The sequence below is a fragment of the Streptomyces sp. CB02366 genome (assembly GCF_001905905.1).
GTDB lineage: Bacteria > Actinomycetota > Actinomycetes > Streptomycetales > Streptomycetaceae > Streptomyces.
The window spans coordinates 1-10,891 of sequence record NZ_LIVT01000036.1; the positions used below are offsets into that span (position 1 = coordinate 1).

The 10,891-nt window shown below is 65.7% G+C and carries 9 protein-coding genes and 3 pseudogenes; 4 read left to right on the top strand and 8 right to left on the bottom strand.

The features are described 5' to 3' along the window. The 3 genes and pseudogenes from AMK24_RS33590 to AMK24_RS32245 all read right to left on the bottom strand — a co-directional run. Nucleotides 1-147 (bottom strand): annotated as a pseudogene (locus tag AMK24_RS33590) (twin-arginine translocase subunit TatC); the annotation flags it as partial. 942 nt (nt 148-1,089) lie between these two features. After that, a complete protein-coding gene (locus tag AMK24_RS32240; RefSeq protein WP_073772422.1) occupies nt 1,090-1,494 on the bottom strand; it encodes a hypothetical protein in 405 nt (134 codons plus the stop codon). 18 nt (nt 1,495-1,512) lie between these two features. Then, complete coding sequence (locus AMK24_RS32245; RefSeq protein WP_073772423.1) at nt 1,513-2,148, bottom strand: RNA polymerase sigma factor; 636 nt, start codon at nt 2,146-2,148, stop codon at nt 1,513-1,515. A gap of 652 nt (nt 2,149-2,800) precedes the next feature. On the opposite strand from AMK24_RS32245, the gene AMK24_RS33855 reads away from it, so the two are divergent. Further along, entirely contained in the window at nt 2,801-3,025 is a 225-nt protein-coding gene (locus tag AMK24_RS33855; protein WP_158072202.1) for a hypothetical protein, read from the top strand. Nucleotides 3,026-3,126: 101 nt separating this feature from the next. On the opposite strand, the gene AMK24_RS34110 is transcribed toward AMK24_RS33855, so the two are convergent. Next, nucleotides 3,127-3,297 carry a hypothetical protein gene (locus AMK24_RS34110; RefSeq protein ID WP_158072203.1) on the bottom strand — a complete coding sequence of 57 codons (171 nt, stop codon included), beginning with the start codon at nt 3,295-3,297 and terminating at the stop codon, nt 3,127-3,129. A 1,006-nt stretch (nt 3,298-4,303) separates the two neighbouring features. Beyond that, complete coding sequence (locus AMK24_RS33860; RefSeq protein ID WP_143203778.1) at nt 4,304-4,483, bottom strand: hypothetical protein; 180 nt, start codon at nt 4,481-4,483, stop codon at nt 4,304-4,306. 457 nt (nt 4,484-4,940) lie between these two features. Between AMK24_RS33860 and AMK24_RS32255 the strand changes: the two genes are divergently transcribed. Both AMK24_RS32255 and AMK24_RS32260 read left to right on the top strand, forming a co-directional pair. Continuing rightward, a complete protein-coding gene (locus AMK24_RS32255; RefSeq protein ID WP_073772425.1) occupies nt 4,941-5,690 on the top strand; it encodes an IS5/IS1182 family transposase in 750 nt (249 codons plus the stop codon). A gap of 333 nt (nt 5,691-6,023) precedes the next feature. Beyond that, entirely contained in the window at nt 6,024-6,455 is a 432-nt protein-coding gene (locus AMK24_RS32260; RefSeq protein ID WP_073772426.1) for a hypothetical protein, read from the top strand. A 254-nt stretch (nt 6,456-6,709) separates the two neighbouring features. Here the strand turns inward: AMK24_RS32260 and AMK24_RS32265 are convergent, their stop codons facing one another. Further along, entirely contained in the window at nt 6,710-7,264 is a 555-nt protein-coding gene (locus AMK24_RS32265; RefSeq protein WP_274535092.1) for a Tn3 family transposase, read from the bottom strand. A gap of 337 nt (nt 7,265-7,601) precedes the next feature. Between AMK24_RS32265 and AMK24_RS33600 the strand changes: the two are divergent. Further along, nucleotides 7,602-8,403: pseudogene (locus tag AMK24_RS33600) on the top strand (IS5 family transposase). A 442-nt stretch (nt 8,404-8,845) separates the two neighbouring features. Here AMK24_RS33600 and AMK24_RS32280 read toward each other — a convergent pair. Next, the gene (locus AMK24_RS32280) at nt 8,846-9,775 is read right to left on the bottom strand and encodes a helix-turn-helix domain-containing protein (RefSeq protein ID WP_073772427.1); all 930 of its coding nucleotides are present in this window, start codon (nt 9,773-9,775) and stop codon (nt 8,846-8,848) included. 329 nt (nt 9,776-10,104) lie between these two features. Continuing rightward, nucleotides 10,105-10,764: pseudogene (locus AMK24_RS32285) on the bottom strand (IS701 family transposase); the annotation flags it as partial. Nucleotides 10,765-10,891: the final 127 nt, after the last annotated feature.

The following is a 10,891-nucleotide window of genomic DNA, read 5'->3' on the forward strand; positions in this document are numbered from 1 at the left end:
GGTGAACAGCGGAACCCCCGCGGCCACGAACCCCAGGGAGTCCCGCTTCTCCTTCTGGTGGAGGCGGGGGGCGACAAAAGCCCAGAGCTGGTACAGCCAGACGGGGGGGGCGAGGAGAACGCCCGCCATGAGGGAGACCCTGGATGCCGATTCCCGCCCCGGGTACCCCACCGCGCAGCGATGGGCAAGCGAACACCGGGCTGCGGCCCGGTGGTTGCGCCCCCGCTCCGCGGTTCGCGCCGACACCTCGCTGCGCGAGGTGCTCGCCCCCCGGACCCCAACCAGGTAGGAAACTGTCCAACCTCGGTGCTCCGCTGCGCTCCACACCGAGGTTGGGCCGGCCCGCTAACGCGGGCCAGGCTGGCTACCGGAAGAGTGGACGCCCGTAGGTGTCCGATCGTTCGGCTGCCCTCGTATTACCAGGTAGAAAGTCGGTTTCAATCCAATGTGAGGGAGCTCCGTGAAGGACGCTGAAGGCAGGTCGTTCATTAGAAGGCAGTTCAATCCTGGGAGTATTCGGGGGTCAGTATCCATAGGGTTGGCCACGGGAGTTTTCTTTCTGGGGGCTGATATTGCATTGGAGAAGGGAGTATTTCGTGACCGGGTGCCTCGCGTATCGGTAGTGAGTGAGGTTCCGGCTCAGGGCACGGCATGCAATGGCGTCAAGGCTCTTGACGTTCAACAGCCCGCTTAGCGGCGGAGATAGCCTGGTTGGGTGGGGCCCAGCAGATGTCTGCTGGGCCCCGGGGTGCCTGTGGATTGGCAGATTCTCTCACTTTCTGCCAATCCACAGACTTACATTGTTTCGATCGTCAGGTGCGTTGCGTGCACCTTACGGAAACTGCTATCCGACCGGGAGCCGGTTTTCCTCGGATTTCAGGTACACCATTCTCTTTTTCCTTTCTGTTTGAGAAGAGATGTTCTGTCTGTTCCAATTTTTCTTGCTCTGCGGGATTTTTCTGTTTGCCGGTTTCCTTGCGTCCTTCTCGCCCTGACCAGTCGAATTTCAGGGCCGCGCGGTTGTCGGCTGTGCAACTCCTCTATCCGGGTGGGCGGTCGCGCTCCTGCCAGTCGCTGCCGCCGAGGCTTCTAGTCGTCGCCGAGCATCATGATTGCTACAGGGTCTCCCTCTAGCGCTGCTCGGTGCCACCAGACCTGAGCGAGCTGTTCACCGTCGAACAGCTCTGTCAGCTCTGCGATTCGACGCAGAGCCCTTCCATCCACAAGTCCCTTTCTGTCGTTTTCCAGCAGCGTTGCCAGCTCATTCTGGCCTTTGATCTGCTGCTCTTCTTTTGTGCTCAGGTGTGCTGGCCGGGGATCTCCCCCCGGAGGGGGGAAGGCGAGGCCTTCCCCCCTCCGGTCGAGTTCCCCGACGCCGCCCTTGGAACTTTGGACCGCACAGAATGTCTCGGCCAGCAGGTCCTGAAGGGCGGCGTCGGACTCCCTCTTGAGGTAATCGGCGGCCTGACTCAGACGCTTTGTCAGGGCGTCCATTGTCTGCCTCCTTCTTTTTTACTGCTCTCCGAGAATTTCACGCAAGAGCTTCAGAGCCTTGAGGTGGTAGCGGCTAGCAGTCTTCGGAGCAATGTTTCCCGATTCGGCGAACGCTGCCACTGTGGCTCCGTCGATATAGACGGCGGTAATCAGATCCCGAAGCGTATCGGGAAGCTGATCGATCGCCTTCAGAACCTCACGCGCGTTCTCGGCCACGATGAGCTCATCGTCAACCATCCCGTCACCGGCCGCGTCATAATCGGCGAGGTCGGTCGGCACGTACCCGTTCGACTTCTTCTTCAAGAAGTCGTAGTACTCGTGCCTGACGGCGGTGTACGCCAGAGCCCTCTGGTGGTTCAGGTCCTTGGGACCGTGGGCCAGCAAACTGGTCCAGATCTTGAGGTAACCCGACTGCACCAGATCCTGCGCCTGCGCATGGTTCCCGCACAGACGGAAGGCGTGCCGGTAGAGCATGGTTTCGGTCTCCGCCACGAACCGAGTGAACTCTGCGTCGAGCATGCAGATCGCACCGAGCGTGTCGTGAGAGCCGATGGCGGAGCCGAAGGCTCCCTTGCATTCCTGCACGACGGCCGTCTGCTCGGGGAAGGCCCCGAGCAGGCAACGCGTCGTGCACAGAGACGTCGTGGAGTACACGGCTTCCCCATTCATTTGCCCGACCCCGGCAGGAGGGCCGGGAGGCGGGTGCGCGATGCGATTGCGCCGCACACCTCGTTCTACGAGGGTACGAAGACGCTCGGACACCCCCGGACACATCCTTTTTCCGGACCCCCACCGTCCGGTCCGACCACAGGGTGTGAACAGGCGAGCCCATGGCAGCCGGCCATCCCCACGATGGACATCCGGCGGAAGCGGCTTGGTCACCGCGCGATAGCCATGATCACTACTGCGGTGCACTCTGAGCAGAAAGAGCGCTCCCATTCCTGGTGATGACCATCCGATGTCACCGGCGCACCCATTCACAGGGCCCGCCAGGAGCGCCGGAGTCCAGTCCCCTGCCCCGGTCGGCCCTCCGGCCGCCGCGACGCCCTCAATGGCCAGCGCAGCATCGCCCCCTCCCCCGTGACCATGCCCGCGCCCCACTCACCGCCGAGGAGCCGCTCCGAGACCGAGCCGCACCACCACCAAGAGCACCGGAACGGCCCCGCCCGCTGGCCACCGCCCCGGCAAGGCAACGCCCTCTTGCTCCCGCTGGTGCGGAGAAAGAGGTGTCGGAACGGCCCGGCCGCTGACCCACCGGCCCCGACCTGCGGCGACGGCCCACCCCGGAAACCCGGTACGCAACCTGTTGCACAACCCGTTACGCGACATCGAAAACAACCCGATGGACAACCCGCTGCACAACCAGCCCCCGCGCCGGGCAGAGGGACAGGTCCCCGAGCCCGACCGCCGCCGACCGGCACACCACCGCCACCCCCCGCACGACAACGGAATGACCTACACCGACAACCGCGACCACCACCGCCAACAGAACGCCCAGCAACAGCACCCCAACCACCCGGGGCGGCGCTGACCCAATCCCCGACCCCCGCAGGTCACAGCCCGCAGGCAAGCCTGCCCCGCCCCCGGGCAAGCCCTTCTCGAAGGAAGGCATGCCCCGCAGGACGCGGGATCTCACCGGAACACGATCGGGACGATGACCATCCCGACCGCGGCCATACCGCCGAGCCCGACGAGCATCGGGATTGCCGCCTCCTGGTAACAGCGCACGAGATCGACGAGCAGGGCCACAACCAGGACGGCGAGGACCAGGAGCACGGCGACGAGCAGGACGAGCGAGGACATGGGGCGGCTCCCTCCGCGTAAGCGCGACTGGTGGGCACTTGGCGGGCAGGGGCTAGCGGCGCGACCCTGACGCCCTGGAGCCGGGAGCCGTGGTCCAGGGAAAACCAGGACGCTAGATTGCTCGTGCGGTGATCAGTTCACGAAGCGGGGCGGGGCGGCATGACGAACAGCGACTCGAAGTTCGACGCAACACCTTCCTCGCCACGGCGCCCGCTGGGCTCCGGCCCCGCCACTCCCGCGCCCTCCGTCCGCGCCACAACCGCGGACATCCTCGAAGCCCTCCCCAGCATCCGCCTCCCCGACCTCGACAACCTCCGAGCCCGAGGAGCCCTCGGCACACGCCCCGCGCCCCTCCCCGGCCCCCGCCGTACCCTCGGCACAGGCACGAACGAAACACCACCCTCAGCGCCATAACCCCACCAGCCCACCCAGGAACAGGCCGACTGCGGTACACCGCCTTCATGACACCAAGCCCCCCGCAAATGCACCGCTCCGCGTCGGTCACCTGGGCACAAGACACCACCTGACGTCAACGGCTGGCCACCGCCATAGACCACAGAGCTGCAGAAAAACGCCCTGCCTGATCAACCCTCACCGCCACCAATCCACCGACATATCGCAGGGATTTTTCCGTCTTTCTAGAAAGGCTTCCCGACGCCCGGGGCGGGCGACCGGTATGGCGCCGGTGACGAAACGCCCGCCCCGGGCGACCCCCACCGGCCACTGACCGCCCCAGGCACGCACGCCAACCACCAGGAATCGCGAGGGCCCAGATTTCCCCGTCGCTTCCGTGCTGGCTCAGCTCAAGGGCTTTGTCTCCACCGGCGGCAACCATCCCGGCCAACCGCCTAATGCTCAGGTCTGCACTTCGGGGACGGAGCCCCCGGGGGGGGCTGCGGGAGAAGGGCAGCACTGGCCACCCACCTCCAACAGCCCCGCCACTCCCGCCCTCATCAAGCCCTGACGCCGCCGGGTCATACCTTCCAGCAGCCGCTGAAGGCGCTACTCAGCCGCTTTTATTCATACCTCCAGTCTTACGAAGAATGACAACAATTGCTGCAACAAATTCAACAAAAGCAAAAGAAATCTGAACGTACAGAGAGGCTCCCACGATTTCGAGGGCTAGCTGACAGGCAAGGAAATAAACAGCCAATATAATCTCGTGACGCTTTCCAAATTTACGCATATATTTACTCCATTAGTTTCTATTTTTGACATACCTAGGCTCCTTTACGGTTCCTGGGGGTCCAGAGAGGGGCTCATTCCCCCCTCGATACTTATTACTGTACGGCATTCGAGGGCTATGGGCAACAGCCTCTAAAACGGCCAGAATGCCCCTTCAGGGAAATCCATAATTACTTTGGACTCATGGACTGGGCCGCATTTATTGATTTCTTGAACTTTTATCCAGGGCGCGTCTGAGGCCAGCTGACGACCCTGCCCAGCCCTGCACGCTGCCGGCGGAAGGGAGAGCTGAAGCTGTCGCTCATCTGCGATGTACCGCTCTCATGACAGTGAGCGTTTTCAGCGTGGCTACTGATCGGGTGACGCCGGTCAGGTCGAGGTGGGGGCCGCAACGCACAAGGCCCCCGTGCCGTTGAGGGAGGTGTTCGACGTCTCAACCCACCGGCACAGGAGCCCTGTTGGTTCCCTATCCTGCCGCACTCGACCTCCCTCACGCTCTGGTCGAGTGGGTCACCATGCTCGTCGTCACCCGCGAGGGTGACCGCCGCTGCAAGCTCCCGCCGCACCAACGTGCGCTCGTCGCTCTGGTGTACCTGCGCCGCCACAACACCCTCGCCCGGATCGCGGCCGGGTTCGGGATATCCCTCGGCACCCCCCACGCGTACGTCACCAGCGTGACCGGCCTGCTCGCCGAACAAGCCCCTGGCCTGCTCAAGACGCTGCGCGAGCACGATCCGGACTTCGTCCTGCTGGACGGAACCCTCGCCGAATGCGACCGCGTCGGCGACAGCCGGGCGGACTACTCGGCCAAGCACCGCCGGCACGGCGTGAACGTCCAAGTCGTCACCGATCCGACCGGCGAGCTGCTATGGATCTCGCCCGCCCTGCCGGGCCGCACTCACGACCTCACCGCGGCCCGCACCCACCGCATCATCCGGATCTGCGAACGCCAGGGCGTCCCCGTCCTCGCCGACCGTGCCTACACGGGCGCCGGCCCCTGGGTCACCACCGGACTCAAACGCCCGCCGGGCGGTGAACTCACTCTCACCCAGCGCACCGTCAACCGAGCCCTGGCCGCGGCGAGGGCACCGGTCGAACGCGGCATGGCACGGCTGAAGTCCTGGCAGATCTTCCGCAGATCCCGCATCAGCCCCAACCGCATGACCCTCATCACCAAAACCGTCCTCACCCTGGAGCGGCAACGCTGAAAATGCTCAGTAAATGCGTACACCTCACCTCTGCGGCCGGAATCGTCCGCCGCAGGTCGCGGTGATCACGGTAGGGGCTCTGCCGCAGTAAATCCGGCATTTACTGCGGCGGCTCTGTCCGGGACGTAATCCGGACAAGGCCCGGACCAGCCCGGACAGTCGGCGACTGTCCGGGACAGTCGGCTCTCGTTGTTTCAGCCTGCCGATGTCAGCAGTCTGTGTGGTGCCTGGCTGGCCAGACGGTCGCCACGGCACGGCCCGCTGCGTCGATGAACAGCTCTCAACGCAGCGGGCTGGACCTGAGTTGGAAACCGGCCCTGAAGGAGCTCGCCCATGCGTGCACGACATACTTTCGTGACTGCTGCTCTCAGCAGCATGCTTGCTCTCGGCGCGATGGTCGCGCCCACCCATGCGGCAACGCCGAACCCATCCGCCAGCGTGGCGAACGAAGCACCGAACTTCACGCCGTCGAACGCCCCCATCGGCACCCTGGCCTGCAATGCCGAGCCCACGTCGAACGGTTTTGGGGGCGCGGACGTAACAAGGTCCATCGCTCTCAGGTCCGGCCCGAGTAGCGCCTGCGGCGATGTCTCCTCCAGGCTCTATGTGGGCCAACGACTCGGCGGCTGGTGCCGGTACCAGAACCCGTCCTCGGGATATTGGTGGTACTACGTCAGCACGGGAGGCGCGGCGCCCTACGGCTGGATCTATGAGGGGAACATCTCCGGAGAGGAGACGATCGAAACGCCCTGCAATGACTACTGACGCGCTCGCTTCCGTGAGTTGACGCCAAGTCATTTGGGGTCTGCCTGGTTCTGTCAGGCAGGCCCCGACCGGACACCGGACTGCCGAGAGACTGACTACCTCCCTGGCCAGCAGGCCGGACTCCCTCCGGGTCTCAGGGGAACGCACGGGATGTCGCACAGACAGGCGGTGCCCGCAGCCATAAGAGATGGCTGCGGGCACCGCTTCGACTGTACGGCCAGTGCGCACACGAGGGAGGCCCCGGGGGCAGGCAGTCAAACAGCCTGTTCTAGGGCAGCAGCGGTCAGGTCCTGCTCGCGTAGCGGGGTGAAGTCGACCTCGAGTTTTGGGTCATACGCGTCGGGCTGGATGCCCAGTTCGTGCGTGGAGTACTCGCCGAACCAGTGGATGTGCTCGGTCAGGTACGGCGAGACGTGCGCCAGGCCTTCCGGGTCGATCTCCCATCCTTCCTCCAACACTTGCCGCACGATCTCCGCGATGTCCAGGGCGTTGTGGAAGATCACCGCGTTTGTGAGCAGCGCGTTGAACTTCATCGTCTTCTCCTGCTCGATGGGGTCGTTGTCGGCGATGACGCCGCAGTCGCCGAAGCCGATCCACTGGGAGAACCGGTTGAACGACTCCACCTTGTTGGTCGCCGCGGTCACTCGCCGGCGCAGCGGTGTGAAGTCGACGTCGAGCTTCGGGTCATACGCGCCGCTGGATGCCGAGTTCGTGTGTGCTGTACTCGCCGAACGTGGGTGACATCCGCTTTGTCCTGCTCCGCGGACGCTAAGCGGGCCTATGAAGGAGGAGATCTTGCAACTGCCCAAAGGACTCGGAGCGGCCCTCGTTGCGACGGCGGCAGCCTTCGCGATGCTGCCGTCAGCGTCAGCAGCCGCTCAGGCGGCCACCTTGTCAGCCCCCCAGGCTCGCGCAGCTGTGAACTGCAATTGGGATCCCACCGGGTCGGGCGGCAGTGTGGGCATGCGGACCACCGAGGAGATCCGGCTGAGGTACGGGCCGGCTGCGGGCTGCGATTTCATCGGGTGGAGCAACATGGACGTGGACACGCGACTGTGGGCTGTGTGCAAGTACCGCCACCCCGATTCGGGCAACACCTGGTACTACGAAGTCATCTCATTTGGGTGACTCGGTATTCTGTGATTCATGGTGGGGATCGTTGAACGGCTGGTGCCGGACGAGATGTGGGAGCTGTTCCAGCGAGTCGTGCCGGTGGCGCCGTCGCGGCCACAGGGGGGGGCCGGCGTCGGCACGGTGACCGGGAAGTGCAGGCCGCGATCGTCTTCGTGGCCACGTCGGGTTGTACCTGGCAGCAGTTGCCGTCGGCGTCGTTCGGCCCTTCCGAGGCGACCGCCCACCAGCGGTTCTCGGAGTGGTCGAAGGCCAGGGTGTGGGCCAAGCTCCACCGCTTGGTCCTCGACGAACTCGGCGCCCGCGGCGAGCTGGACTGGTCGCGGTGCGCGATCGACTCGGTGAACATGCGGGCCCTGAAAAGGGGGACCTGACAGGTCCGGATCCTGTCGACCGGGGCAAGTACGGCTCGAAGATCCACCTGATCACGGAACGGTCGGGTCTGCCCATATCCGTCGGCATTTCCGGGGCCAACCTGCACGACAGCCAGGCCCTCATTCCTCTCGTGAAGGGCATCCCGCCGATCCGCTCGCGCCGCGGCCGGCGTCGGCGCAGGCCCGGCAAACTCCACGCGGACAAGGGCTACGCCCACCTGCGGCGATGGTTACGCAAGCGCGGCATCGCCCACCGCATCGCCCGCAAGGGAGTCGAGTCCTCTCAACGGCTGGGCCGCCATCGCTGGGCCGTGGAACGGACCATGGCCTGGCTCGCCGGCTTCCGCCGCCTCCACCGACGCTACGAACGCAAGGCCGACCACTTCCTCGCCTTCACCAGCATCACCTGCACCCTCATCTGCTACCGACGACTCACCAAATGAGATGACTTCTACGTCGACCCGGCCGACTCGTCTTGGCGTAATGGCTGGATCTACTCCGGCAACGTGAAGGTCGATGCAGGGACGATCAAAAATTGCTGAACACGATCCTGAGCTCATGTTCCAACCCAGCATGGAACGTGCAGGACGAACAAGTTTGCGGCCAGGGTGAGCTTCCCGGTGTACGCACATGTCCGGGCCTCCGGCCTCATGGCCGCGGTCCGGCGCTACATCGCGCCCCCCCCTGCGTCTGTCACGCACCACGAACAGGCGGCGCCCGAAGTCATACCCCCCGGTCCGACGAGGCCGGAGGGCGGTCGCAGCGGAGCAGGTTTGACGGCTCCTGGCCGGGTGGCGCGGGCGTTTGCCTTCGCTTGCGCCACCCGCCGGGCCGCTTTCGCGGCTCCCGCCCGCTTCACGGCCCCCTGAGCACAGCTCTCCTGAGCTACGCGGGCGAGATGGAGAAGATCTGCTTCCTGCTCCCGTCGCAGGGCTGTGTCACCGCCGGTACCCCGGCGACCGTCCCCGATCCGCTCATGCCCACGCATCCGTCGCCGACCAGCCGGAGAACGTACTGGTCACTTCGGCCGGAGTCTGTCGGCTCGATGCGGAACCTGCTCGTCTTCCCGCAGTCGTCCCAGGGCTCCAGCAGGGCGGCGCCGGTGCCGACGGTCACCGAGTTCAGGCAGCCCTTGCCGTGGTCGGGGTGGTACCACTGCACGCGGAACGTGTCGTCCGCCGCGGGCACGAGCTCGGTCTGCTGAGGTGCGACGTCCTCGCACGGACGCTGCACGGCCACCAGTGATTCGTACCCCTCGGCATGCCCGTCGGTCAGACACAGGCCGTCCGCCAGGACCGGGCGGATCTGCACGGGACCTTCCGGCAGGGCGGTCCGGTCCGACTTTCCCTTGGAACCGCCCGGCTCACCGGAGAAGTCAAGGACCCAGATGCTGACGGCAACGACGGACAGCACAGCGAGCCCCACCAGCAGCGCGCGCAGCCGGCGTCGGCCCGGTGCCGGCCCGGTGCGCCGGCCGGGAGGACCCGCCCCGTCCGCACCCCCGCCTCCGTCGTGGCCTCCGTCCCGGCCCGCCGCACCGCTGACGGTCCTTTCCAGGGCCTCCAGCCACTCCTGCACCCGCTCCGCGTCTCCGCAGGCTCGCACGAACTCGGCCACCAGTTCGGGACGCGGTGTGGTCTTCCCGCCGAGGACGTCCGCCAGCGTGCTGCGGGCCAGCACTCCTCCGTGCTCGGCGGCCCGTTCTTCGAGCTGTCGGTACGTCAGCCCGGAACGCTCCTTGAGCTGTCGTAAGGCGGCCGCGAATTCCCCCACATCACGGGCCCCCTGCGGCTGCAACTCCCCCACATTCGCCATGCGGACATGGTGACCGGCCCCGCGGCACGTGGACAACGCTGGTTCCGGCCCTCCGCGGCCGTGTTCGTACGGCCCCGTACAGGAGCTGGACAAGCCGCTGACCAGCCCGGACAAGGACTGGCCCGTCCGGGCCGGATTCCGGTCGTGCATGCCGAAGAGCTTCCGGGCCATCGCCGGGCACTTCTTCGGTCGGAATCTCCCTTCGGTACACCGGATCCCCGGTATGGCGACGGGCGGCTTACGAGCTCAGCGGGCCCGACGATGGCCAATGGACGCTGGTCTATGCGCCAGATGCCGGCCAGCGACTTGACCTGCTGCGACTTGGGCACCGCCACCACATAGCCGACGTCGAGCTGCTCGAGCAGGCGGCGGAAGTTCCAGTCCTGCCCGTAGGCCTCGTCCGCGGTGACCCACGTGGCGGGCAGGCCCGCGGCCAGACAGCGTCGGACGATGTCCCGGCCCAGCTCGCCCTTGGCCGCAAAGCCCCGCTCATCAGGGATTTTCGCCGCCCGGCAGCGGTCGCGGTCGGACGTCCAGGCCTTGGGCAGGTAGAGCTCCCGGTCCACCAGGGCCCGGCCCGATCCGGTGGCATAGGCGGCGAACACGCCGATCTGACAGTTGTCGATCTTTCCCGAGGTGCCGGTGTATTGCCGGCCGACCCCGGCCGAGGTGGTGCCTTTCTTGATGAACCCGGTGTCGTCGATGATCAACACGCCATTGGGGCCAAGGGACTCACCGACGTAGGCACAGACGTCGTCGCGCAGGGCGTCCGCGTCCCAGCGGCTGCTGTTCAGCAGCCGCTGGAAGCCGTCCGGCGTGCGGTGACCTGCCCATTCCGCGAGCTGCCAGCCGTTCTTCCGTGCCGCTTGACCCAGCAGACCGCGGACATAGTCCCGCATCCGCCACCGCAGATCCGCCCGAGCGAACCGGCCCGCCACCCGAGCGAACGCCGACTCCAACTCCGCAGCCCAGCAACCGACTTCAGTCATGCCCTCCATACCGGGACAACGACAATCACCAGCTCAAGACACGATCCGCTGCTGGAGTACTGACAGGTCCGCCTCCTGGCGATCGGCTCCGCCGTCGCCGGGGCCGCGCGGCTGATCGCGTAGGACC

Excerpts from the sequence above, each read along its gene's own strand:
- AMK24_RS32240 (WP_073772422.1), bottom strand. The coding sequence starts at position 1,494 with ATGGACGCCCTGACAAAGCGTCTGAGTCAGGCCGCCGATTACCTCAAG.
- AMK24_RS34110 (WP_158072203.1), bottom strand. The coding sequence starts at position 3,297 with ATGTCCTCGCTCGTCCTGCTCGTCGCCGTGCTCCTGGTCCTCGCCGTC.
- AMK24_RS33860 (WP_143203778.1), bottom strand. The coding sequence starts at position 4,483 with ATGCGTAAATTTGGAAAGCGTCACGAGATTATATTGGCTGTTTATTTC.
- AMK24_RS32260 (WP_073772426.1), top strand. The coding sequence starts at position 6,024 with ATGCGTGCACGACATACTTTCGTGACTGCTGCTCTCAGCAGCATGCTT.
- AMK24_RS32280 (WP_073772427.1), bottom strand. The coding sequence starts at position 9,775 with ATGGCGAATGTGGGGGAGTTGCAGCCGCAGGGGGCCCGTGATGTGGGG.